Consider the following 22,531-nt stretch of genomic DNA (forward strand, 5'->3'; position numbering starts at 1 on the left):
TCCTGCGGTCAGGCCGACTCGGCGGCGATGTCGAATGTCTCGTTGTACGATCCGGAGCCGTCTTCGACGCCAACTTGGCGTAGGGCTTCCGCACCGCCCACTATCTCCATGATCTCGGTGGTGATCGAATCCTGGCGCGCGCGGTTCATGACCCTGCGAAGGTTCTTGATCAGCTCGTCGGCGTTGTCCGTTGCCGCCTTCATCGCACGCTGGCGGGCGGCGTGCTCGGAGGCCGAAGACTCGAGCATGGCCGCGAGAACCTCCGCCTCGAGCCAGCTCGGAAGCAGCCGGTCGAGGATCTCCGATGGCTCGGGTTCGAACTCGTAGTCGATCCTGTGGCCGGAGGCGGCTTCAGCACCGGTCCCGGTCTTTTCGCCCGCGGCGAGCGGGACAAGCTGCTTGACAGTGACGGTCTGCGTGCCCATGGAGACGAAGCGGGTGTATACGAGCTCGATCTGGTCCAGGTCGCCCATCTCGAACGGTGGCATGACCGCGGCCACCACACGGCGCGCGTCCTCGTAGCTCGGGCGATCGGCGATGCCTGTGAACGCCGCGAGGATCGGCTGGCGGCGGTAGCGGAAGTAGTTGACGCCCTTTCTCCCCAACGGCACCAGTTGCACGTCGCGCCCCGAAGCACGATGTTCACGCATCATGCGCTCGACGGTACGGATGATCGACGAGTTGTAGCCGCCCGCGAGCCCCCGGTCGGCCGTGATGAGCACGATCGCCACCTTCTGGACGCCCTCGATGTCGCGGAACAGCGGGTGGCTGGACGCATCAGGAGTGCCGGCAAGGTGCTCCACCACCTCGCCCATCTTCTGGACGTACGGGCGGGCCGCGGCGATGGCCTGCTGGGCGCGCACGATCCGTGACCCGGCGATGAGTTCCATCGCGCGCGTGATCTTCTTCGTCGACTCGACGCTGCGGATCCTTCGCCTGAGTACGCGTTCCTGGCCACCGGCCATCGTCTTTTCCTCGGACCCCTTCTATGCCGCGGTCGGGCCACTCGGAGCGAACAGCCTCTTGAACGACTCGATCGCCTCGTTGAGCTTGGCCGTGTCAGGAAGCACCTTCGTCTCGCGGATCTCCTCCAGCAGGCTGGCATGGCTCGACCTGGTGAACGCGATCAGCTCCGATTCGAAGCGGCGCACGTCCACGACCGGGATGTCGTCGACGAAACCGTTCGTCGCCGCATAGATGGCGAGAACCTGCTCCTCGACGGGAACCGGCTGGTTCTGCGGCTGCTTCAGGACCTCGGTGAGGCGGTAGCCCCGATCGAGCTGAGCCTGCGAGACCTTGTCCAGCTCCGAACCGAACGCGGCGAACGCCTCCAGGTCACGAAACTGTGCGAGGTCGGTCTTGAGGGTCCCGGCGACGGACCGCATCGCCTTGATCTGCGCGGCGCCACCGACCCGGGACACAGAGTTGCCCACGTTGATGGCAGGCCGGACGCCGGAATAGAAGAGGTCGGACTCGAGGAACACCTGGCCGTCGGTGATAGAGATGACGTTCGTCGGGATGTACGCGGAGATGTCGCCGGCCTTGGTCTCGATCACCGGCAACGCGGTGAGCGAGCCACCGCCACGCTCGTCCGACAGCTTGGCAGCACGCTCGAGGAGCCGGCTGTGAAGGTAGAACACGTCACCCGGGTAGGCCTCGCGGCCAGGCGGGCGCCGCAGGAGCAGTGAGAGCTGCCGGTACGCTTCGGCCTGCTTGGACAGGTCGTCGTAGATCACCAGGGCGTGCTCGCCGTTCTCCATCCAGTGCTGGCCGATCGCCGACCCGGCGTACGGCGCCAGGTACTTGAACGGCGCAGGCTCTGAGGCCGGCGCGTTCACCACGACCGTGTACTCCATGGCGCCGCGCTCGCGCAGGGTGTTCACAGTCTGGGCGACGGTGGAACCCTTCTGGCCGACGGCGACGTAGATGCACTTCACACCGAGGCCGCGCTGGTTGATGATCGTGTCGATGGCGACGGTCGTCTTGCCGGTCTTCCGGTCGCCGATGATCAGCTCGCGCTGCCCGCGGCCGATCGGAGTCATCGCATCGATCGCCTTGATCCCGGTTTGCAGGGGCTCCTTCACCGGCTGGCGGTCGATGATCCCGGGCGCCTGAACCTCGAGGCGCCGGTTGAGATCGGTGACGATCGGTCCCTGCCCGTCGAGCGGCTCGCCGAGAGGGTTCACCACCCTGCCGAGAAGCGCGTCCCCGACGGGAACGGACAGGATCCGGCCGGTAGCCCGGACCGTCTGACCCTCTTGGAGCTCGTCGACCTCCCCGAGCACCACGGCGCCGATCGAGTCCTCGTCGAGGTTGAGGGCCAGGCCGAGTTGGCCGCCTTCGAACTCGAGAAGCTCGTTGACCGCCGCGTTCGGCAGCCCGGAGATGCGCGCGATGCCGTCGTAGACCTCCAGCACGCGACCGACTTGCTCGGTGGACACGCCGGCGGTGAAACCCTCGACGTTCTTCTTCAGTGCCGCGCCGATCTCGGCCGCGTCGATGGTCAGTTCAGCCATCAAAAGTCTCCTGTGGTGAGGGTGGCCTCGGGAAGTGCGAGGCGCTCTTTCAGAATCTCGAGTCGGTGGCGGGCGCTGCCGTCGACGACGGTGTCGCCGATCGTCGCTACGAACCCACCGAGGACGGCGCGGTCGACGGTCACTCGTACGTCGACGCTGCGGCCGATGAGCCTGGAGAGCGCTTCGGCGAGGTGGCCGCGCTGCGATTCATCCAGCTCGACGGGGGCGCGCACGTCGGCGAGCCGCCGGTTGTTCTCGAACGCGACACGGTCGACCAGAAATGCGAGGAGGGGCTCGTAATCCCGGGGACGCCCGACGTGCGTCGCGTAGGTGGCGAGCCGGACGGTCGTATCCGTGGCTTTCCCGCGGAGGAGATCCTCGACGACCGCCTGGCGTGCGCTCTGCGGTATCGCGCGGTTCGAGAGCGCCGCCCTGAGCTCCTCGGAGGATGCGACGGTCTGCAGGAACCGGAAGAGCTCGTCCTCGATGTTGGTGAGAGCAGCCTCTCCCTCGACGGGTGCGAGGAGGGCGGTTGCGTATCCGTCGAGGCGTTCTTCGGCGGCCTTGTGGCCGAGCACCTGATCCGCTGCCGTCGGCTTCGCCTCGCGTGCCACAGCTTCCGTTCGGTTCGCCAGCCACGCGACGTTGTCGGGAAGGTCGGCGGCACGGTCCGCTTCGACCGCGAAGGCGATGAGCTGAAGGGTATGGGCACCGACGCGCGACTGGAGGAGGTCGTTGACGACCGCTCGGCGCGACGCCATCGGCACACCGCTGTCCGCGAGGACACGGCGGAGATCCTCCGACGAGTCGATCAGGCGCCTGACCGCCCGCAACTCGTCCGCGAGGACGGTGAGGTTCCCGGCGACCGCTTGCGCGCCTCCGGCTCTCGAAAGCTCGATGACCCCGTCGGCGTAGCCGCGGATGCTCTGCCTCACCTAGGAGGTCACCCCCGCGCTGGCCTGTGCGTCGACCTCGACGATGGTGCGATCGATGAGCGCCTTGTGGGACTGGCTGTCGAGTCCTTCGCCGAGAACCTTCTCGACGACGGTGATCGCCAGGTCCGCGGCACCGCGCCGGAGGTCCTCTGCGGCGCGGCGGGTCTGCGCTTCGATGTCCTCTCGCGCGCGTCCGATGATGCGCTCGTACTCCTCGTCTGCTTGCTGGCGTCGTTCGGCGCGCAACTGCTCAGCGAGCCGGCGTGCCTCGTCAGTGACAGCGCGCGCCTGTGCCTGGGCTTCGTTCACGCGCCGCTTGTATTCCTCCTCGGCCTCCACCGAGCGGCGCTTGGCCTCCTCGGCGTCGGCGAGAGCCTGGCGGATGGTCGCCTGGCGCTCGTCCATTGTCTTGTTGATCACCGGCAGCACCCACTTGGCCAGCGCGCCCAGGACGAGCAAGAACGCGACCAACTCGACGCCGAACGTGGCGTTGGGGACCAGGAAGTTGGATGAAGCCACCTGCACGGGGATCAGCCCTTGGCGAGGACGAACACGAACAGAGCGGCGAAGGCGAGGTTGATGAAGTACATGGCCTCGACCAGACCGACGATCAGGAACATGGTGGTGTACAGGCGGCCCTGAACCTCCGGCTGCCGTGCGATACCCGCGATCGTCTGGCTGCCGGCCAGGCCGTCACCGATGGCGGCGCCGATGGCCCCGCCTCCGAGAGCCAGACCACCGCCGGCGAAGGCGCCGGCCAGCTCGATGGCCTTCTGGGTGGTTGCTGCCATTTGTGGGTTTCTCCTATCTGGGGTTACTCGGAGCTGGTGGACTCTTGGCCAAAGCGCGACACGGTCAGTGCCCGCCCTCTTCGACGGCGAATTGGTAGTAGAGGATGGTCAACAGGGCGAAAATGAACGCCTGGATCACGCCGATGAACATGTCGAACAACTTCCAGGCGGGCGTGAAGACAAGACTCGCTGCGGCGAACTTCAAGGGGAAGCTGATCAGCAGGGCGATCATGATTCCCCCGGAGAACAGGTTGCCGAAGAGCCGCAGCGCGAGCGTGAGGGGTTTGGCGAGCTCTTCGAGGATGTGGAGGGGCGTCATCACCCTCGGTTTGCGGAAGAAGTACTTGATGTAACCGCCGAAGCCCTTGGCCCGGATGCTGGCGGCGTTGGTGAGGATGAAGACCAGGAAGCCCAGCGCGTAGGTGAGGTTGACGTCGGCGGTCGGCGCGGGGCTGTAGTCGGTGTTGTGGTACAGGCCCGGCAGGATCTCGAGCCAGTCGGCCACGAGCACGAGCATGAAGATGGACACGGCCAGGGGCACGACATGGCGGTACTTGGGCCCGAGGCTCTGCTCCACCTGATCCCCGACCCAGCCGACGATGAGCTCCCAGAAGATCTGGAGCTTGCCGGGCACACCGGCGATCGCCTTGTGGCGTAGGTAGAACCCCATCCCCAGGACGATCGCTCCGGCGGCGAACGTCGTCCAGATCGTGTCGAGGTTGAAGGTGATCCCGCCGATCTTCCGGGTGACGTGGTCACCGACCGGGATGTTCACCGCGAGTGTGCGGGTGACGATGTGGGCGGCTTCATGCATCGCCGGCACCCGCTTCGCCGATCTCGCGCCGCTGGTACTGGAGAAGCGCCACGAGCGCGTTGGCCAACATCAGGGCCTGGAACACCGCGAGGCCCCCGATCACGCCCCAACCCATCGGTCGCTCGACGATCATCAAGCCGATCGCTACGGCGGTGCAGGCGCCGAGGCGCAGCGCCACCGACCCGGCGAACGGCTTGCGGTTCACGACCCCCTCGGGTGTGGTGAACCTGAGAGCCGAGGACTGGAATACCCGATGGTTGGCGACTGCGAGTGCCAAGCCGACGGCTATGCCAGGAGCGACGTAGGGCTGGCCGAGCAGCACAGAAACCGCCGCGCCGACTATGCCGACGATGATGGCGGCGATGACGGTACGTCGCATGATGCGGTCGATCTCGGTGAGTGGGAATGCGGTGATCAAAGCGTTGGGCTCCGGGGGGTGGCGGGGCGGGGCTAGGCGAGAGGGCTAAGACGGCGTCGCGCCGTAGGCGGCGGCGAAGACCGCTGACTCGCAGGGGTCTTCGTCGCGGACAGTTCAGCGACGGCGTTTAGAAGTATCGCTTGAGCTCTGAGCGGGTCGCCAGCACTCCGACCACAACTCCGGCCAGCAGCCCGACCAAGAGGAAGAGCGGCAGCGTACCCAAAGCCCGGTCGACGAACCAGCCGCCGATGAGACCGGAGGCGAGGCAGATGGCATTCATCATTCCCAGCCCGGCGAACGCCATGATGCCTGGTCGCTGTTTCTCCAAGCTGACCTCGTTGGGCTATCGATCGGAGGGTCCCGCAGGGGTCCTCGCCAGGGCAGGCGACACGTCCCCCTGCTCTGGGATAGGACATCGGCACGCGCTGAATCGTCCCATGCCAGCCCTGTTCCGGGCAAGTTGACGAGCGGGCCGTTCACCACGGCTGACCGGGCTCAGGGGGCGCCGGCGGCGGCGGCGATCTGCTCCCACGCGACGGCCCCGGCGCGAAGGAGTTTGGGGATTTCGCCCGTCGAATCGACGACGGTCGACGGCTCTCCCTCGCACGGGCCTGCGTCGAGGATCAGGGCAACTCCGGGCAGCTTGCTCGCGAGGGCCTGCGCGGTGGTCAACGGTGGTTCGCCGTGCCTGTTCGCGCTCGTCGCGGCTACGGGTCCTGCTATCTCGCACAGGGCCCGCGGTACGGGGTGTGCCGGGCAGCGCACCCCGATGGTCCCATCCTCGTCTCCCAGGTCGGCGGCGACGTCCGGGCGTCGCGGCAGCACGATCGTGAGGGCGCCGGGCCAGAACCTCTCCATCAGCCGGCGGGCCGAGCTCGGAACGCAGGTGGTGAGCTCGAGGGCCTGCGCCTCGCTGGCGACGAGCACGGGGAGCTCGACGTGCCGCGGGCGTCCTTTCAGGAGGAACAACCTGTCCGCGGCACCCGAATGCCACGGATCGGCCGCCAGGCCGTAGACGGTATCGGTCGGGATGCCGACGATGTCCCCCTTGCCGAGAGCGTTGGCGGCGGCGGAGATGGCGCCCGCCGGCGGTGGATCGCCGTGGGCGCTGAGGATGCTCACGGTGCCCCCCTCGCGATGAGGACCCGGTTCCGCCCGGCGAGGTCGGGATGGACCTCAGCTTCGGCGAATCCCGCCCGGGCTGCCAGTCGTGCCGCTTCGCTCGCCTGGTGGGGAGCGATCTCGACAACTGCCGAGCCGCCGGTCCGGAGCCATCCGTTGGCGGCGCCGAGCAGTACCTCGCGGACGGCCTCCAGCCCGGTCGGTCCGGACTCCAGCGCCCCGCCCGGTTCCCAGTCCCGGACAGCCGGGTCAAGAGACGCCATCTCCGCGGAGGCGATGTAGGGCGGGTTGGACACGGCGAGGTCCAACCGGCCACGGAGATCGGCTGGCAACGCTGACCACCAGTCGCCGGGCATCAGGCGCACGCGGGTGGCGGGCCGGCCACCGAGTCCTGCGAGGTTCGCGGCTGCGACTCGCAGAGCGGCCGGTGACGCGTCCGTGGCGAACACGTGGACGCGCGCTCGTTCGACCGCTATGGAAAGCGCTATCGCGCCCGATCCTGTCCCGAGGTCCACGACTGTCTGCGGTTGGCCGGCGCGAGTGCCTGCGAGGTTGTCGAGTTCGCGCAACGCCAGCTCGACCACGTACTCCGTCTCGGGTCGGGGGATGAGCACGCGCTCGTCGACCATCAGATCCAAGGTCCTGAACTGCCAGCGGCCGAGGACGTACTGGACCGGCTCGCCGGCGAGGCGGCGCCGGAGCATCGCTTCGAGGCGGGACCTGGAACGCTCGCTTACCGGTCCTCCGGCGGCTGACGCCGCGCTCAGCTCCGCCCAGCTGTAGCCGGAAACCTCCTCGACGAGCCACCGCGCTTCTGTCTCGTTGCCGAGCTGCTCAGCTGTCTCGGCCAGCACCTCTCTCCACGTGACCACCGACCGCGACGGTGCCGCCGTCATGCGCCCTCCTCGGATGCCCCGCCGGCGAGCTGGCGTGCCCGCTCGTCCGCCATAAGGGCGTCGACGATCTCGTCGAGCTCTCCCAACATGATCTTGTCCAGCTTGTAGAGCGTCAGCCCGATGCGGTGATCGGTTACGCGGTTCTCCTTGTAGTTGTAGGTGCGGATCTTCTCGGAGCGGCCACCCCCGCCGATCTGGCTCCTGCGAGCGGTGGAGAGTTCGGCCGACTGGCGGTCCTGTTCCGCCTTCAGGAGCCTCGCTCGCAGCACCTGCATCGCCTTGGCGCGGTTCTGTATTTGGCTCTTCTCGTCCTGCATCGCGACGACGATCCCGGTCGGAAGATGCGTTATCCGCACCGCCGAGTCGGTCGTGTTCACGGATTGACCCCCCGGGCCAGTCGAGCGGTAGACGTCGACCTTGAGGTCCTTGTCCTCGACGTGTACGTCGACCTCCTCGGCCTCTGGCAGGACGGTCACGGTCGCCGACGAGGTGTGAACCCGGCCCTGGGACTCGGTGACAGGGACCCGCTGGACTCGGTGAGGTCCCCCCTCATTTTTCATATGGGACCAGGCCGCGCCACCCTTGACCATGAAGGTCACTTGGTTGAAGCCGCCCATGTCGGACGGATCGGTCGAGAGGAGCTCGAGCCCGAACCCCTTTCGCTCGGCGTAGCGTGAGTACATCTCGAACAGGTCCCTCGCAAATAGGTTCGCTTCCTCGCCGCCTTCGGCGCCGCGTATCTCCACGATGACGTTCTTGCCGTCGTTGGGATCCTTGGGGAGGAGTAGGACCTTGAGCCGTTCCTCGAGGGCCGCTATGCGCTCGTCGGACTCGGTGATCTCGGATCGGAGAATGTCGCGATCGGCCGCATCGGCGTCGACAAGCATCTCGCGCGCGACCTCGAGGTCCTCGCCGGCGGACCGGTAGTCGCGGAAGGCCTCGATCACCGGCTCGAGCTCCTTGTAGCGCTTCGACACTTGGCGAAGCTTGCCCTGGTCGGCGATCACGTCAGGGTCGGACAGCTGGATCAGAACCGCTTCGTACTCGCGTTCCAGGCTTTCGAGGCGGTCGAGCACGGTGTTCCAGCGTACCGGCGCCCGCGCTGGGGGCGGCCGGCTCAGTCGCGGCTAGAAGGGCGTCGCGACGCAGGATCGCGGCACGCCGGCCGGACCCACCACGATGTCCTGCCCGTTGATGCCAACGGCCAGAGACTTGGGTGTCACCGTCACGCACACGCTCAGCAGTGGACCGCTGGAAGACGTTGATGCAGAAGAGGACGACGTGGACGGCGACGATGACGTGGACGGGGCTGTAGCGGCGCTAGCCGGGATCATGACGGCAGGCAGGGCGGTCAGTCCCATCAGGGCTGTTCCAGCCAAGATGATTCGGGCCTTGCTCATTCACCCTCCTAGGGATGAACAGGAGAGATGCTGGGATGGGTTTGTATCGGTCTAGTATTCGCCAACCGCACAAAAGGTACCTTCTCTGCCCCGAACTCGACGGGGGAGGCACCGCGAGAGAACCTCGCTAGCCTTGCGGCAGTGTCGCAGCCCCGGCCCCCGTGGTGGCTCCTCGTCGTGGCGACCCTGGCGGTTGCGGTCTCGAAGTTGCTGCTGGCGAGGTTCCGCACCACGACAGTCCTGACCGTTCTCGCCGGTTGCCGACCATCCCGCCACCGGCAGCTCTTGGATGCAGACCTGGCGGCAAGGTCCGTGGCCTCGGCGAGCAGGTTGCTGCGCGCCGACTGCCTGCCGCAGGCGGTGGCGCTGGCGGTACTACTCCAGCGCGGTGGAGCCGAGCCTACGGTCGTGCTCGGCTGCCGGTTCTACGGTCCGAGCCGCTGGGGCGCGCATGCCTGGGTGGAGGTGGACGGGAAACGCTTCGATCCGCTCGCCCAGGAGAAACACGCCGAACTGGGGCGTCTCACAGCCGATGAATGCTGGGGCGTCCGGGCCGGCTAGGAAAGTGCAGTGCGGGTCAGATGACGATGCTGACCGCGATCCCGCCGAGCACGCCCAAGGTCCACTCCTCGATGGTGCCGAACCTGGTGAGCTTCGGAGGCTCGTACGGCGCTGCTTGCTGCTCTGCTGACTTGTCGCTATTGCTCTGGACGGCCATGTCGCCTCGCATACGATGCCCCGGTTGCCGAAACTCCTGACCACCTAGCCCGGGTCCACGAGCCCGATTAGGCAGTTCAACTGTACCATTCGGGGCAAAGGTATCAATGTCCTGCCTGCAGTCTCGGAAATCGACCACGGGCCCTGATCGAGGTTTGAATCGTGCAATGACCTTCCGGACCGCGCCCGACGACGAGGTGCTCTACCACGAGGAGGCCGGCGAGGCCTTCCTCCTGCACGTCCCGAGCGGCGAGTACTTCGGTCTCAACCCGCCCGGGGTCGTCGTGTGGAAGGCAGTACGCGACGGGCTCGACCCGGTGGAGGAGTTGGCCCGGCGCTGGCCGGGCGTCGCGACGGATTCCCTGAAAGACGACGCCGTCAGGCTGCTCGGGATGCTTCGGGACGCGGGCCTCGTCATCGAGTCGGACGACACGCCGGGCGGTACGTGAGCGAGCGCGAATCAGCCCCATGGCCCGGCTGCCACGGGGTGCGGGTGCGAGGCAACGACGCGACCCGGTTCGGCCACTGCCGCGGCGAACCGCTCGCCGCAGTCGAGGTCGACCCCGGGATACCAGCGCGGCCAGGAGCGGTGGAGCTCTGGTCGCAACCGTTGCCGACCGGAGATCTCCAGCGCCTGAGCACCGGCCCCAACGGCGACGTGGTCCTCGAGCTGGGCAGCGACCGGAGAGTGTCGCTATCCCCCCAGTCGGGCGTCGTGACCGTGGGCGAACCATTCGACTGGGTCGGACTGCAGCTCGTCGCGTCGTACATCCTCCCCTTCCTCGTCGCGGGCGACAGAACGCTCGTGCTGCACGCCGCCGCGGCGTGTCGCTCCGGGCGGGCCGTACTCATCGCCGGTCCCGGCGGCACCGGCAAATCGAGCTCGTTGGTCGGCCTCGCGGAGGCAGGCTGGACCCCGTTGAGCGAGGACGTGTGCGTGATCGACCTCGCAGGACCCGAACCCGTCGTGTGGCCTGGCCCGCCCTGGGTCCGGCGGCGCCACGGCGAAGCGGGCCCGGCCGGCGCTGAGGTCCTGTTCGAGAGCAGCGAGAAGACCGCTTGGGATCTGGGACCGCTGAGGCAAGCGCCCGGTCCGACGCCGGTCGCCGGGCTGGTCGTCCTCGAACGTCCGGTGCCGGGCGCCTACCCGGTCCGGCGGATCCTGCAGGCGGGCGAGGCGATCGGCGCGCTGGCGCCTCACGCGGTGTGGCTCGGGGACCGGGAGGAGACCGGCCGCCGGCTGTTCGGTCCGGTCTCCGAGGCGGTGGCGAGGATACCAGTGTCGGTCCTACGGCTCCCCGTCCGCGACGACTGGATCGACCTGCTGGTCTCCATCCTCGACGAACCAGTCGTGCCGGCGTGAACCCGGCGTGGTCCTACGCACCCGCCAGATCCGGCGGACGAGTCGCAGGACCAGGACCGTTCCGCGAAGCGGTGCGCCCACGACGCCGCCGACTGTCGTCTGGTACAGCAGCCGCCTGACCCTCAACCACGGGTCGTCGATCACCGCGTAGGTGAGGCGCAGTCTCTCCGCCTCGCCCAACCGCGCGAGGGGCCACCTCGTGGAGAGCGGCGCCTCCAGAGCCCACCGGCGGGTCCTGCCTGTGTCCATCTGCCGCAGCGACGGCGGCGATGCCGCGCCCAGCCGCTCAGCCTGACCCAGGAGGACGGCCAGGGCCGACCGGGCGCCGGCCCGCTCGGCGATCTCCCCGACCCCACCCCAGTCGATCGGCGCCCCGGCCGAACCGGCCGCGAGAACGATGACCGCCGCGTCGACGGCCCAGAGCAGGCGATCGAAGTTGTGAAATGGCTTGCCGGCGTGGGTCGCGATGAGGACCAGCTCCATCTCCGGCGGCAGAGCGAGTGCCGGTGCTCCGAAGAGCGTTACCGGACGCGCTACCTCCCAGAGGTCCGCGGCAGTAAGGCGGAACACCTGGTCCGCTCGCACGGCGAGCTCCTTGTGCAGGTCCACCGGCAAGCCGGGCATCCCCGGGTGCGACAGCCCCAGTGAGTAGAGCGGCCCCTGCCGTCGCGTGGTCTCCCAGCCTGCTCGCCGGAGGGCTTCTGCAGCGTCACGATGCATTTCCGGCGGCACGAGAAGGTCGACGTCGTCCATGGGCCGGAGGCCCGGACCGGGGTAACGCTCGGCCACGGCCGCGCCCTTGATCACCAGCGGCTGAACACCGGCCGCCGCAAGCGGTTCGAGCAGCAACGACCGGACCCGCGGCCGCACAAGCAACGCCTGAGCCTTACAGCGCTGGGCGTCGTCACGCAGAGATGCCGACCAACCGTCGGCCGGCGAAGCCCACCGCTGCGCCACCTGCCACAACAGGGGTGACAGCCGCTGGGCGACCGCCACTCGCGAAGCAAAGGCGAGGTCGGCGCCGCGGGCCAGCGCAGCTTCGCTCGCCGCTTCGTCGGGAGCCGGCCGGCAAGCGGACCACAGCAGCGTTGCCGTCGCCTCGGGCGAGGAACACGGCACCCCGGCGCCGTCCGGTTTTCGCTCTGCTGAGATCTTCACGTCCTCCATCTCAATACTCTTTTGCCCCACCGGTAGGCTCGACCTCTAATGACGGGGGAACAAGCCGGTTGGTTCGACGCCAACCGCCGGATGTGGGACGAGCGTGTAGGCATCCACGTTGCGTCGGACTTCTACGACGTGGAGGGCTTCAAGGCGGGCAAGCCAGCTGTCGAACCGTTCGAGATCGATGAGCTCGGCCCCCTCGGCGGGCTGCGACTCGCCCACCTCCAATGTCATTTCGGCCTGGACACGCTGGATCTCGTCAGGATGCACCCCGGACTCGAAGCCGTGGGACTCGACTTCTCCCAACCGGCGATCGATGCCGCGACCCGGCTCGCCGCCGAACTGGACCTGGGGAAAAGAGCGACCTTCGTGCAGGCGGATGTCCGCGATGCCGCCGAGACGCTCGGCGCCGGCGGCTTCGACGTCGTCTATACAGGCAAGGGCGCCCTCATCTGGCTTCCTGACCTCGAGCCCTGGGCTGCCGAATGCTCCAAGCTCGTGAAGCCGGGAGGCTGGCTTTACCTGTGCGAGTACCACCCGATCGCCTGGTGCTTCGATCAGTCGAGCCCGACCGTTAGGTACGACTACTTCGGGACCGAGCCGTACGTCGGCGAAACGCCTGGGACGTACGCCGACCGGAGCGCGCAGACGGTCAACAACCTTTCTTACGAGTGGTGCCACCCGCTGTCGAAGGTCGTGGAAGCGGTCATCGGCGCGGGCTTCGAGTTGCGTTTTCTCCATGAATGGGACTTCTGCCACTCGAGCATCGGTGACTGGATGGTCAAGGGCGACGACGGCCGCTACCGCTGGCCGGCCCCCGGGAGGCTGCCGCTGATGTACTCGCTCAAGGCTCGGCGGAAAGACTCTCCCACTCCCGGGACACCGTAACCACGGCCGCCGGCGAAGCCAGCATCGCGGCGAGGCGGCGGGTTACCGGCACGTCGTCGCCGGAAGGCATCACCAGCAGGAGAGGCCCATCGGACGCATGACCGTACAGCAGGCGGCAATCGGCGGCGGTCGGCACGAGGTCCAGGTCGACACCCACGGAGCAGACGACGACGACCTCGGTGCCCGAGGCGTCGGCGCCGACGCACGGCGCGGAGCCGGCTTCGGGCAGGTCGAACCACGGAAGTGGCGGAGGGACAGGGTGCAAGGACTCCAGCGCCACCACCGAGGGCCGGGCGCACACGATCGATCGCAACCACCGGGAGCGCGCCAGCGTGTTGGCCGGATGGCGAGCGGCGCCAGGACGGCGCCACCGCCTGACCGCGTCCACCGCCGAATCCAGCGCCGCATCGGGGTCCTCACCGGGGCGCATCTCGGAGCGGGCATTGCGATCGTGGCGCCCCACCCCCACCATCAGCCGGCCCCCTACGACTCGAGCGACCTCCAGCCCCTGGAACTCGCCGCGCAGCACGCCGTGCTCGAAAACCGGATCCACACCGTGGTTGGTCAACAGCTCTACCAACTCCGGGTCGGGCGCACCCTCGGGCATGTTCACCGGCGGCGCCTGATCGGCTCGCGCCAGGGAGCGGCCGGTCACCGTCCACACGTCGGTGTCGTTGGCAAAGGCAGCTGCGCGCCGTGCAATCACGCCCGCCGCCCCGGGAACGGTCTCCTCCACCAGCACGTGCACGAGCGACCCGGCTCCCGCCTGAAGGCACAACGCCAGCGCCGGCCCGAAGCGTGCGACCTCCCCGTCATCGATGAGGACCCACGCCTCGCCCGCGGCCCGGTCAACGAGCGCGGCCCCGCCGCGCAACAGCAACGGCGAGCAACCCTCAGCTGCGTCTTTTCCCCAACGATCGCCTACAAGCGCCGCCAGCTTCGCTGCCCGCAGGCGGTCGAGCCGGTGGCCGCTTAGGACTTCTTGCCCCGCTTGCCGTAGCGTCGCTCGAAGCGCTCCACCCGCCCGCCCGTGTCGACCAGCTTCTGCTTACCGGTGTAGAACGGGTGGCACTCGTTGCACAGTTCGGTGTGCAAGTCGGCCTTCGTCGAGCGAGTGGTGAAGGTGTTGCCGCACGAACAGGTCACCGTCGCGGTCACGTAGTCGGGATGCGTTTCGGTCTTCATGGTCCCTCTCTCACATCGCCGGGGTGGGATTCTTGGCCACCTCGGCAAGGAATTCGTCGTTGGTCTTGGTCGCCTTCAGGCGGTCGAGTAGCAGCTCCAGTCCGGGGGCGGCGCTGCCCTCGCTCGCCAACGCGTTCAGCACCCGCCGAAGCTTCCACACCTGTTGCAGCTGCGTCCGGTCGAACAGAAGCTCCTCATGGCGGGTGGACGAGCCGTTGACGTCGATCGCAGGGTAGATGCGCCTCTCCGCGAGGCGGCGGTCGAGTCGCAGCTCCATGTTGCCGGTGCCCTTGAACTCCTCGAATATCACTTCGTCCATCCTGCTGCCGGTCTCCACCAGCGCGGTCGCCAGGATTGTCAACGACCCGCCCTCCTCGATATTCCGCGCCGCGCCGAAGAACTTCTTGGGCGGGTACAGAGCGCCGGTGTCGATCCCTCCCGACATGATTCGCCCGGTCGGTGGTTGAGCCAGGTTGTAGGCGCGGGCGAGCCGCGTGATCCCGTCGAGCACGATCACGACGTCGCGGCCCATTTCGACCATGCGCTTCGCCCGCTCGATCGCGAGCTCGGCGACGTGGGTGTGTTCGTCCGCGGGTCGGTCGAACGTGGAGGCGATCACCTCACCCTTGATCGAGCGGCGCATGTCGGTGACTTCCTCAGGGCGCTCGTCGACGAGGAGGACCATGAGATGGACGTCCGGGTTGTTGGTCTCGATGGAGTGGGCGATCTGCTTGAGGATCGTGGTCTTACCCGCCTTCGGCGGCGAGACGATGAGGCCGCGCTGGCCCTTTCCGATCGGCGAGATCAGGTCCACGATGCGGGCGGTGACATTGGACGGATCGCCGGGGATCTCCAGCCGAAGCTTGGTATCGGGGAACAGTGGGGTTAGCGCATCGAAGCGGGGTCTTTCTCGGGCCTCCTCCGGGGTCAGACCGGAGACGGTGTCGATCCGTAGGAGGGCGGGATACTTCTCGTTGCCACCCGCGGGGCGCGCCGCCCCTTGGAGGTAATCGCCCTTCCGCAGCGCGAAACGGCGAACCTGGCTGATCGACACGTACACATCCCCGGGACCGGAGAGGAAGCCGTCGGTCCGCAGGAACCCGTAGCCCTCGTCGCGCATGTCGAGGTAGCCCTTAACCGGAATCGGTTCGCCGCCGTAGTTCGATTCCTGCGACTGGCCCGGCAGGTCCCGCTCGCCACGATCGAAACGGTCCCGGCCGCGGCGCCGGCGATTCCTACGGTTGCCCGGCTCGGTGTCGAAGTGGCGCTGCGCGCCCTCCTGGCTCGGCCCCTCATGAGATACAGGGCTGCTCTGTTGCTGGGGCGCGCTCTCGGGGGGAGGCGCTGGCTCCGACCCGTTGACGCCTTCCGGCGCGCCGGCCGACATGGCCGGGAGCGGTTCCGTCCGAGCGGCAGCGGCGGCCTCTCCACCGTCCGTCTCGGCCGGGGTGCTCTCTGCCGTGCCCGCGGCCGCCTTCTTCGGGCGTCCGCGCCGAGGCTTTGCCTCCTGCGCGGCCTCCGCTTCGACCCCGGTGGCCCGCAGGATCTGCGACACCAGGTCCGCCTTCTTCGCTCGAGCAGTGGGCTTGGTACCCAGGGCGTCGGCGATGGCGAAGAGCTCCTCGCGCTCCTTGGCCTCGAGGACCGAGCGTTCGAGCTGCGTTCCGCTCATGCAAAACCTCGTTCGTTGTGGATGCTGATCAAGCAGTGGTTGGGAAAAGAGGGGAGGTGTCGACCAGTCCGGGCTCTCGTTGATGCGAGCGTCGGTGGTGGCTCGAGCGGTCACACCGCACTCCAGGCGGCGGGGGGTGCGAACCGGCACTATCACCCGTAGACGACCCCTCCATGGTACTGATGCAGGTCGGGTCGCGGCAACCGGGCGCCCGAGTACCGCCTGGGAAGAGGCAGAGCGCCGCCGGCTAGAGGCCCAGCTCCGCCCTGACGGCCCGCACGTCGGCGTCGACCGCTGTGGGGACAGCGATTTGTCCTATCGCGATGTCGGGGTCTTTCAGCCCGTGACCGGTGAGGACGCAGACCACCGTCGACCCCGGTTCGACCTTGGACTTGAGCAGCCCGGCAACAGAAGCAGCCGACGCGGGTTCGCAGAAGACCGACTCCTCCTGGGCCAGGTACCTGTAGGCGGCGAGGATCTCCTCGTCCGTGACCGCGGCGATGGATCCACCCGACTCTGACGCAGCCGCCGTGGCCCCGTACCAGGACGCCGGCTTGCCGATGCGGATCGCCGTCGCCACGGTCTCCGGGTTGTCTATCGGGTGCCCCTCGACTAGCGGAGCCGCGCCGGCGGCCTGGAACCCGAGCATCCGCGGGAGCGTTGTGACCCTTCCTGCGTCCTGGTATTCGCGGTAGCCCTTCCAGTAGGCCGTGATGTTCCCCGCGTTGCCGACGGGGATGCAGTGGTAGTCGGGCGCATCACCGAGAACATCGACTATCTCGAACGCGCCGGTCTTCTGGCCCTCGATCCTGTGAGGGTTGATGGAGTTCACCACGGTCACCGGAGCGGAGTCGCCGAGCTGGCGAACGATCTCCAGCGCCACGTCGAAGTTGGCGCGGATCTGCAACACCCTGGCGCCATGGATGAGCGCCTGCGCGAGCTTGCCGAGCGCGATGTAGCCTTCCGGAATAAGGACCGCGCACGTCATGCCGGCGCGGGCCGCGTAGGCAGCTGCTGACGCAGAAGTGTTGCCTGTGGACCCGCACACGACGGCCTTGGCACCACCCTCGAGCGCCTTCGAGATCGCCACAGTCATGCCGCGGTCCTTGAACGATCCCGTCGGGTTGGCACCCTCGAACTTCAGGTAGACGCTGGCTCCGACGCGTTCTGAGAGTCTCGGGGCCGGCAACAGCGGGGTACCGCCTTCTTGGAGAGTGACGACCGGCGTCTCGGAGCTGACCGGCAGAAAGGAGCGGTACTCCTCGATCACACCCCGCCAACCCGGGTTCACGGCGCGCGCATCCTCACGGGCCGATCACGCGCAGCAGGCCGCCGATGCGGTCGACCACGTCGAGGTGGCGTAGCTCGTGCAGGCACTCCTGGACATCCCGCTCGTAGGCGGGGTGCGTCACGAACACGAGCCTGGCGACCGCCTCCCCCTCGCCTGGTAGGCCCGCCTCCGTGAAGCTCGCCGGGCCGTCGCCGGCCGGGGTGGACTGGCTCTCGCCGGACGATGAAACGAGCGATTCCTGCTCCATGAGACGGATCGAGACGTGATGGCGGCCTAGAACACCAGACACTGCATGGAGGACTCCGGGACGGTCGAGAACCTGCAGGGTGATGTAGTACGCCGATCGGAGGTCGTCGATCGGCCGGATGTTGGTCTCGTGCAGAGCGACGCTCCGGCCTGCGCCACCAGTGGTGAGGTTGTGGGATGCGTCGAGCAGATCGCCGAGCACCGCGCTGGCAGTGGGCATCCCGCCCGCGCCGCGACCGAGCAGCATCAGCTGTCCGACGGCGTCGCCTTCCACGAATACAGCGTTGAACGAGTCGCGCACCGATGCCAACGGGTGCGTCGAAGGGACCATCGCCGGGTGCACCCGCACTGCGATCGACTCTGGGCGATCCTCTTCGGCATCCGTGTGTTCCACCACCGCCAGCAGTTTGACGGCATAACCGAGTTGGCGGGCTACCGCTATGTCGGCAGCGGTGATGGCGCTGATGCCTTCGCGGTATACGTCTCCGGCAACCACGCGAGCGCCAAAAGCGACGTTGGCGAGGATTGCTGCCTTGGCCGCTGCGTCGAAACCTTCCACATCTGCTGTCGGGTCCCGTTCCGCGTAACCGAGACTCTGGGCCTCCGCGAGCGCGTCGTGGTAGCTCGCAGCCGACTCGCTCATCTTGGACAGGATGAAATTGGTGGTCCCGTTGACGATGCCCATGACTCGGCGGATCCGCTCCCCGGCGAGGGACTCTCGGAGGGGCCGAATCAGTGGTATGCCGCCGGCGACAGCAGCTTCGAAGAGCAGGTCCACGCCGGCCGTTGACGCTGCTTCGAACAGCTCTGCCCCGCAGTTGGCCAGCAGCTCTTTGTTCGCGGTGATGACCGGTTTGCCCGCCTTCAGCGCGGTCAGGATGAGCGTGCGGGCGGGTTCGATGCCGCCGATCACCTCCACGACGACGTCGACCTCGGGATCTGACACGACCGCGTGAGCGTCCGAGGTCAGCAGGCCACTCGGTAAGGGCGCGTCCCGTTCGCGGGATTGGCTGCGGACCGCGACACCGGCGAGCTCGAGGCGCAGCCCGGTTCGCGCGGCGATGCGTTCACCGTCGTCGACGAGCAGCTTGACGAGCGCTCCACCCACGTTGCCGCAGCCGAGCAGGCCTACCTTCACCGACGTCACCATCGTCTATGAAGGCTAGTTGGCTGCGCCTCTACGGTCAGAGGTCGAGGGCAGTGAGGTCGTCGAAGGTCTCCCGCCGCACGACCAGCCTGGCCTCGCCTTCCCGGGCGAATACGACCGGGGGGCGGGGCACCTTGTTGTAGGTCGACGCCATCGAATGGCCGTAGGCTCCCGTGACGGGCGTCGCCAGGACATCACCGACGGCAAGGTCTGCTGGCACCCGGGCGGCTTTGACTATGACATCCCCGGACTCGCAGTGCTTGCCGACAATGGTGACCCTCTTCGGCCGTGGCGCGCCGGCGTCGCGGGGAAGGAAGGCCTCGTAGCCACTGCCGTAGAGCACCGGTCTTGGGTTGTCGCTCATTCCGCCGTCGACACTTACGTAGGTGCGGATGCCGGGGATGTCCTTGATGGTGCCGACCGTGTAGCAGGTGATAGCGGCAGCGGCGACGATCGCGCGGCCTGGCTCCGCCGTGATACGCACGTCGGGCGCTATGCCGGCGGCACTCAGACCGAGCTTGGCGACGCTCGCCCATTCGGTGATGCTCGGCGCTTCCTCGTCCTCCACGTACGCCACCCCGAGCCCCCCGCCGAGGCACAGCTCCTGCAACCCCAGCGGGTTGAAGAACTCGGCGATTACCGCGGCCGCCTTCTCGAAGGACTCGAGAGCGAAGATCTGAGACCCGATGTGAACGTGGATGCCGACCAGCTCCACGGGAGAACCCTTACGGCGAAGGTGTCTCACAGCCCTGGCGGCGTCGCCAGAAGCAAGCCCGAAGCCGAACTTGGAGTCGTCCTGACCCGTCATCACGTACTCGTGGGTGTGCGCCTCTATACCAGGTGTCACACGAATCAGGATCTTTGTGCGAGCAGCCTCATCTACAGCCTCGCCGAGGATCTGCTCGATGCGGTGAATCTCGTCAAACGAGTCGACCACTATCCGCCCCACGCCCACCTCGAGAGCTCGAGCCAGCTCCGAGGTCGACTTGTTGTTGCCGTGCAGCACGAGGCGAGCTGCCGGCACACCGGCTGCAAGGGCCACGTGGAGCTCGCCCCCGGTCGAGACGTCGATGGACATCCCCTCCTCGTGCACCACGCGGGCCATCTCCTTGCAGAGGAACGCCTTGGAGGCATATGCCACCCCCGGCCCCCATGCCGCCAGAGCTTCCTTGCACCGCGCGCGAACGTGACCCTCGTCGTACACGAACACCGGGGTGCCGAACTCCTTGGCGATGTCGAGGACGTCGACGCCGGCGATCGACAGCTGACCGTCCGGCTCGATTCTCGCTCCGTCCGGAAGCAGCGAGAGCGGGATCGGTCCCGTCCCGGGCTCGTGCCGGGAAGAATCGGGAGGTTGATCGGGGTCCGGATCGGGAAGCATTCAGTCGTTGCGGCCCTGGGCGGCGCGGGACCTGACCACCAGCGCGCCCACTCGTTCGAGAAGCTCGAGCGGCTCGAACGGTTTGGTTATGTAGTCGTCTGCGACTTCGAGACCCGCCTGGATATCCGCCGCCTGCGCCTTCGCCGAGAGCATGACCACCGGTATGGACTTGGTGGCGGGGTCGTCGCGCAAACGCCGGGCGACCTCCAGCCCGTCGATGCCGGGCATCATCACGTCGAGCACGATCACGTCCGGGCTGCCCGAGCGGGCCTGCGCAAGACCTGCCTCCCCGCCGGTCGCGGTCAGCACGTCGTAGCCCTCGATCTCGAAGTTCACCTGGAGGAGGCTGACGATGATGGGATCGTCGTCGACAACCAGGACGGTGCCGCTCGGCATCCCCTCATCGTAGGGCAGCGCCGCTGCCTGGGAAGTTGTACACGCGACTATGCTCGACCGTCCTGGCCGGGGTCCCCGCACCGCAGCCGACGCCCTCGTAGCTCAGGGGATAGAGCACCGGCCTCCGGAGCCGGGTGCGTGGGTTCGAATCCCGCCGAGGGCACCGGCCCTGACCAGCACAAATACGCTGGTCAGGGCTTATTTTTTTGTACCGCTAGAAACCCCTTCCGACCGCCATTTACCCCTGTGTGGGGGAGGAGCGGGGGAGGAGGTCGACGGGCTTGAAGTTCCCTACTGAGCCTGTTGCGTAGGCTCATTGGCCATGTCGCCCAGCAACGATCGGCGAAGTCGGGTGGTCGTCCGTGGATGAGGAACTGGACCTGACGGCCCGGCGCCTGGTCGCCCGCGCCGAACTCGATGACCCGGTCGTGACCGACATCGTCCGTACCGTCGCGGCCGAGGCCGGTGGTGTGATCGTCGGCCTCGACAACCGCATCAAGGAGCTTGCGTCGGTTGACCGCAAGCTCGGTGACATGGTTGCCATCAATCCCGACCAGACCCTTGCCGATGCGGCTGCGGGGCTCTACGACGTCCTCCGGTACACCGTCGTGTCCGATCGGACGGCTACATGGCCGTTCGCGATGCGGCCCTCACTATTCTCCAGCAGCATGATGTGACGGTCGTCGAGGAACGCAACCGGTGGAGAGGGCCCGGGTACCGCGGCATCAACGTCCGGCTCGCCACCCGGGACCATCGGCGCTTCGAGATCCAGTTCCACACCCCCGAGAGCTACGCCGCGAACAAGGCGACTCGGGGGCAGTACGAAGAGCGCCGCTTGGAGACGACTTCTCCAAAGCGGAGAGACGAGCTCGACGTGGCCATCGACGCAGCCTTCGACGACGTCCCGATCCCGCCCGGAGCGGTACCCTGATCGATATATCGGTCGTGTTCTGCGCCTCCAATCAGGGGGGTCCGAGGCCGAGCGTCCTCGCCCGGTTCATCCGAGATGAGGCGCGCCTTCACGACGAGCGGTTCGACCGACGTGCTGGCCGATGGGTCCCCGATTCCCGCGTCGCCGGCTTCCTGACAGGACACGACGACTGGGCCGAACGCATCGACCGCTCCGTGGCTGAGGGAATTCTGCGCTCCTGGGGTGTCGAACCTTCCGTACTGGATGCGCCCGTAGCCGAGGTCGCGAAGGCCTGAGCTGCCTGCACTCAGCTGATCCGGCGAGTCTGTAGCCACTGCGTGATCTCGGCCTGGTCGAATCGAACGAGTCTTCCGACCTTGTAGTACGGCACCCGTTTGTCGGCGACGAGACGGCGGACGTGGCGTACGGTGATGCCGAGGCGTTGGGCGAGTTGGTCGATGTCCAAGAGCTGGGGGTGGTTGTCGATGCCGGGCATGTGTCTCCTTTCGTCGGCTCTTCACCTATGGGGTGAGGTTGGAGCCACCGGTTGTCCTCTATGAGTGAGCCGGCGTCACACACCGGCTATCTATAAGCGGGCCGCTCGCGTCACTTTCGGCCAACACCAGCGAGCGACGGGCACGGAGCCCCGCAAGACCCCGCCGCAGTTCGCACCCCCAGGACCAACGCCCTTGTGAACTGCTCACTCCGCGGCGGGCTTGTCGCCTGTGGTGTGGCCCACCGTCGGGCAGCCGTCAAGGGCGCTTCGGTCCTCGGCTCCGCTGCGCTGCGCCTCCGGTCCTCGCGTCCCCTACGGGGACGGCTTCGCCGCCCTTGACCGCTTCCCGCCAGCGGGCAGTTGGGCTTACCAGGAAGCCGATAGCACAGCTATCGGCTTCGAAGAGCCGATCATCCATGATCACAATCTTCTGGTACTCATTTACCGTTGTTGTCTTCTGTTTACCGGTCATCAAATACCGTATTTACAAGCGAAATTCAGTCTTGTAAAAGCTTTGTAAGGAAGAACACGATTGCAACGTTCCGTTGCCCGGATAGAGCGGGAACGCGGTTCGACGGGGAGGTGAAGGCTGGCGTGGCGTGGATGCGGATGATGGGCGGAGCATCAGTGGAGTACCACCGCAAGACGGTCGTCGAGCGCGGCGACGACTATCCAGGCCGGGCTCTGGCCTATTACGCGTCCAGGGGTGAGACGCCGCTGGTGTGGGGCGGGTCCGGAGCTGACGGCCTCGGCCTGGCCGGCACGGTCACCGGAGAAGAGTACGAG

The 22,531-nt window shown here is 67.3% G+C and carries 29 protein-coding genes and 1 tRNA gene; 9 read left to right on the forward strand and 21 right to left on the reverse strand.

The features are described 5' to 3' along the window. Nucleotides 1-8: 8 nt before the first annotated feature. The 11 genes from VNF71_13815 to prfA form a co-directional block, all read right to left on the reverse strand. Nucleotides 9-965 (reverse strand): F0F1 ATP synthase subunit gamma, encoded by a 957-nt coding sequence (locus VNF71_13815; protein ID HVA75631.1) that lies wholly within the window; start codon nucleotides 963-965, stop codon nucleotides 9-11. 21 nt (nucleotides 966-986) lie between these two features. Continuing rightward, nucleotides 987-2,516 carry a F0F1 ATP synthase subunit alpha gene (gene atpA / locus VNF71_13820; protein ID HVA75632.1) on the reverse strand — a complete coding sequence of 510 codons (1,530 nt, stop codon included), beginning with the start codon at nucleotides 2,514-2,516 and terminating at the stop codon, nucleotides 987-989. Continuing rightward, nucleotides 2,516-3,451 carry a F0F1 ATP synthase subunit delta gene (locus VNF71_13825; GenBank protein HVA75633.1) on the reverse strand — a complete coding sequence of 312 codons (936 nt, stop codon included), beginning with the start codon at nucleotides 3,449-3,451 and terminating at the stop codon, nucleotides 2,516-2,518. Before VNF71_13825 ends, atpA begins: the two co-directional genes overlap by 1 nt. Beyond that, nucleotides 3,452-3,976 carry a F0F1 ATP synthase subunit B gene (gene atpF / locus VNF71_13830; protein ID HVA75634.1) on the reverse strand — a complete coding sequence of 175 codons (525 nt, stop codon included), beginning with the start codon at nucleotides 3,974-3,976 and terminating at the stop codon, nucleotides 3,452-3,454. Nucleotides 3,977-3,981: 5 nt separating this feature from the next. Further along, nucleotides 3,982-4,242, reverse strand: a complete 261-nt coding sequence (gene atpE, locus VNF71_13835) for an ATP synthase F0 subunit C (GenBank protein ID HVA75635.1) — start codon at nucleotides 4,240-4,242, stop codon at nucleotides 3,982-3,984. 64 nt (nucleotides 4,243-4,306) lie between these two features. Beyond that, a complete protein-coding gene (gene atpB, locus VNF71_13840) occupies nucleotides 4,307-5,056 on the reverse strand; it encodes a F0F1 ATP synthase subunit A (protein HVA75636.1) in 750 nt (249 codons plus the stop codon). Next, the gene (locus tag VNF71_13845) at nucleotides 5,049-5,474 is read right to left on the reverse strand and encodes a hypothetical protein (GenBank protein ID HVA75637.1); all 426 of its coding nucleotides are present in this window, start codon (nucleotides 5,472-5,474) and stop codon (nucleotides 5,049-5,051) included. Before VNF71_13845 ends, atpB begins: the two co-directional genes overlap by 8 nt. A gap of 127 nt (nucleotides 5,475-5,601) precedes the next feature. Further along, nucleotides 5,602-5,802, reverse strand: coding sequence for a hypothetical protein (locus VNF71_13850; GenBank protein HVA75638.1), 201 nt, complete (start codon nucleotides 5,800-5,802; stop codon nucleotides 5,602-5,604). Between the two features lie 167 nt (nucleotides 5,803-5,969). Next, nucleotides 5,970-6,596, reverse strand: coding sequence for an L-threonylcarbamoyladenylate synthase (locus VNF71_13855; protein HVA75639.1), 627 nt, complete (start codon nucleotides 6,594-6,596; stop codon nucleotides 5,970-5,972). Next, nucleotides 6,593-7,492, reverse strand: a complete 900-nt coding sequence (gene prmC / locus VNF71_13860) for a peptide chain release factor N(5)-glutamine methyltransferase (protein ID HVA75640.1) — start codon at nucleotides 7,490-7,492, stop codon at nucleotides 6,593-6,595. The genes VNF71_13855 and prmC overlap by 4 nt, the downstream gene beginning before the upstream one ends. Beyond that, complete coding sequence (gene prfA / locus VNF71_13865) at nucleotides 7,489-8,568, reverse strand: peptide chain release factor 1 (protein HVA75641.1); 1,080 nt, start codon at nucleotides 8,566-8,568, stop codon at nucleotides 7,489-7,491. Before prfA ends, prmC begins: the two co-directional genes overlap by 4 nt. 136 nt (nucleotides 8,569-8,704) lie before the next feature. On the opposite strand from prfA, the gene VNF71_13870 reads away from it, so the two are divergent. Continuing rightward, a complete protein-coding gene (locus tag VNF71_13870; GenBank protein ID HVA75642.1) occupies nucleotides 8,705-8,947 on the forward strand; it encodes a hypothetical protein in 243 nt (80 codons plus the stop codon). 86 nt (nucleotides 8,948-9,033) lie between these two features. Then, nucleotides 9,034-9,453 (forward strand): lasso peptide biosynthesis B2 protein, encoded by a 420-nt coding sequence (locus VNF71_13875; GenBank protein HVA75643.1) that lies wholly within the window; start codon nucleotides 9,034-9,036, stop codon nucleotides 9,451-9,453. 16 nt (nucleotides 9,454-9,469) lie between these two features. Here the strand turns inward: VNF71_13875 and VNF71_13880 are convergent, their stop codons facing one another. After that, nucleotides 9,470-9,610 carry a lasso RiPP family leader peptide-containing protein gene (locus tag VNF71_13880; GenBank protein ID HVA75644.1) on the reverse strand — a complete coding sequence of 47 codons (141 nt, stop codon included), beginning with the start codon at nucleotides 9,608-9,610 and terminating at the stop codon, nucleotides 9,470-9,472. Nucleotides 9,611-9,776: 166 nt separating this feature from the next. On the opposite strand from VNF71_13880, the gene VNF71_13885 reads away from it, so the two are divergent. Further along, nucleotides 9,777-10,058 carry a PqqD family peptide modification chaperone gene (locus VNF71_13885; protein HVA75645.1) on the forward strand — a complete coding sequence of 94 codons (282 nt, stop codon included), beginning with the start codon at nucleotides 9,777-9,779 and terminating at the stop codon, nucleotides 10,056-10,058. A gap of 44 nt (nucleotides 10,059-10,102) precedes the next feature. Further along, nucleotides 10,103-10,972: a hypothetical protein gene (locus VNF71_13890; GenBank protein ID HVA75646.1), complete on the forward strand. Its 870-nt coding sequence runs from the start codon at nucleotides 10,103-10,105 to the stop codon at nucleotides 10,970-10,972. Here VNF71_13890 and VNF71_13895 read toward each other — a convergent pair. Continuing rightward, on the reverse strand, nucleotides 10,898-12,130 hold the full coding sequence (locus VNF71_13895; GenBank protein ID HVA75647.1) for a nucleotidyltransferase family protein: 1,233 nt from the start codon (nucleotides 12,128-12,130) through the stop codon (nucleotides 10,898-10,900). The two genes, VNF71_13890 and VNF71_13895, sit on opposite strands and share 75 nt — an antisense overlap. A 48-nt stretch (nucleotides 12,131-12,178) precedes the next feature. Here VNF71_13895 and VNF71_13900 point away from each other — a divergent pair, with 48 nt between their 5' ends. Continuing rightward, complete coding sequence (locus VNF71_13900; protein HVA75648.1) at nucleotides 12,179-13,021, forward strand: class I SAM-dependent methyltransferase; 843 nt, start codon at nucleotides 12,179-12,181, stop codon at nucleotides 13,019-13,021. On the opposite strand, the gene VNF71_13905 is transcribed toward VNF71_13900, so the two are convergent. From VNF71_13905 to VNF71_13935, 7 genes are all read right to left on the reverse strand, one after another. Then, entirely contained in the window at nucleotides 12,978-13,901 is a 924-nt protein-coding gene (locus VNF71_13905; protein ID HVA75649.1) for a hypothetical protein, read from the reverse strand. The two genes, VNF71_13900 and VNF71_13905, sit on opposite strands and share 44 nt — an antisense overlap. Nucleotides 13,902-13,993: 92 nt before the next feature. Next, nucleotides 13,994-14,206: a 50S ribosomal protein L31 gene (gene rpmE / locus VNF71_13910; protein ID HVA75650.1), complete on the reverse strand. Its 213-nt coding sequence runs from the start codon at nucleotides 14,204-14,206 to the stop codon at nucleotides 13,994-13,996. A gap of 10 nt (nucleotides 14,207-14,216) precedes the next feature. Continuing rightward, on the reverse strand, nucleotides 14,217-15,878 hold the full coding sequence (rho, locus tag VNF71_13915) for a transcription termination factor Rho (protein HVA75651.1): 1,662 nt from the start codon (nucleotides 15,876-15,878) through the stop codon (nucleotides 14,217-14,219). Nucleotides 15,879-16,125: 247 nt separating this feature from the next. Then, nucleotides 16,126-17,169: a threonine synthase gene (thrC, locus tag VNF71_13920; GenBank protein HVA75652.1), complete on the reverse strand. Its 1,044-nt coding sequence runs from the start codon at nucleotides 17,167-17,169 to the stop codon at nucleotides 16,126-16,128. A gap of 13 nt (nucleotides 17,170-17,182) precedes the next feature. Next, complete coding sequence (locus VNF71_13925) at nucleotides 17,183-18,565, reverse strand: homoserine dehydrogenase (GenBank protein ID HVA75653.1); 1,383 nt, start codon at nucleotides 18,563-18,565, stop codon at nucleotides 17,183-17,185. Nucleotides 18,566-18,599: 34 nt separating this feature from the next. Next, nucleotides 18,600-19,943 carry a diaminopimelate decarboxylase gene (gene lysA / locus VNF71_13930; GenBank protein HVA75654.1) on the reverse strand — a complete coding sequence of 448 codons (1,344 nt, stop codon included), beginning with the start codon at nucleotides 19,941-19,943 and terminating at the stop codon, nucleotides 18,600-18,602. After that, nucleotides 19,944-20,339, reverse strand: coding sequence for a response regulator (locus tag VNF71_13935; protein ID HVA75655.1), 396 nt, complete (start codon nucleotides 20,337-20,339; stop codon nucleotides 19,944-19,946). A 91-nt stretch (nucleotides 20,340-20,430) separates the two neighbouring features. Between VNF71_13935 and VNF71_13940 the strand changes: the two genes are divergently transcribed. The 3 genes from VNF71_13940 to VNF71_13950 all read left to right on the forward strand — a co-directional run bounded on the left by VNF71_13940 (nucleotide 20,431) and on the right by VNF71_13950 (nucleotide 21,270). After that, nucleotides 20,431-20,502 (forward strand) — tRNA-Arg (locus VNF71_13940). A 199-nt stretch (nucleotides 20,503-20,701) separates the two neighbouring features. Next, a complete protein-coding gene (locus VNF71_13945) occupies nucleotides 20,702-21,016 on the forward strand; it encodes a hypothetical protein (protein ID HVA75656.1) in 315 nt (104 codons plus the stop codon). Next, the gene (locus tag VNF71_13950) at nucleotides 21,013-21,270 is read left to right on the forward strand and encodes a hypothetical protein (GenBank protein ID HVA75657.1); all 258 of its coding nucleotides are present in this window, start codon (nucleotides 21,013-21,015) and stop codon (nucleotides 21,268-21,270) included. Before VNF71_13945 ends, VNF71_13950 begins: the two co-directional genes overlap by 4 nt. A gap of 286 nt (nucleotides 21,271-21,556) precedes the next feature. Here the strand turns inward: VNF71_13950 and VNF71_13955 are convergent, their stop codons facing one another. Next, nucleotides 21,557-21,745 (reverse strand): helix-turn-helix domain-containing protein, encoded by a 189-nt coding sequence (locus tag VNF71_13955; GenBank protein ID HVA75658.1) that lies wholly within the window; start codon nucleotides 21,743-21,745, stop codon nucleotides 21,557-21,559. Nucleotides 21,746-22,327: 582 nt separating this feature from the next. Between VNF71_13955 and VNF71_13960 the strand changes: the two genes are divergently transcribed. Further along, a partial coding sequence (locus VNF71_13960; GenBank protein ID HVA75659.1) for a relaxase domain-containing protein occupies nucleotides 22,328-22,531 on the forward strand: 204 nt, incomplete at its 3' end.

The sequence above is a fragment of the Acidimicrobiales bacterium genome (assembly GCA_035533095.1).
Taxonomy (GTDB): Bacteria; Actinomycetota; Acidimicrobiia; order Acidimicrobiales; family Palsa-688; genus DATLUM01.